Raw genomic sequence first — 273 nt, forward strand, 5'->3', positions numbered from 1 at the left:
GTACAGGGATATGGACATCGGCACCGCCAAACCGGATGCGGCGATGCTGGCCCAGGCACCGCACCGGCTGATCAATCTGTGTGATCCGGCCGAGCCTTATTCTGCTGCCCGTTTTCGCGAGGATGCGCTGCGTGAAATGGCGGATATCAGTGCCCAGGGACGGATTCCGTTGCTGGTGGGCGGCACCATGATGTACTTCAAGTTCCTGCGTGATGGGGCTGCCGACCTGCCGCGTGCGGATGATGTGGTGCGCAGCCAGCTGTTGGCTGAAGC

General features: G+C 61.9%; 1 pseudogene. It reads left to right on the plus strand.

What is annotated here, in order from left to right:
• Nucleotides 1–10 precede the first annotated feature (10 nt).
• Nucleotides 11–273: pseudogene (locus Q4563_RS19790) on the plus strand (tRNA dimethylallyltransferase); the annotation flags it as partial.

Source organism: Gilvimarinus sp. 1_MG-2023 (assembly GCF_030548285.1).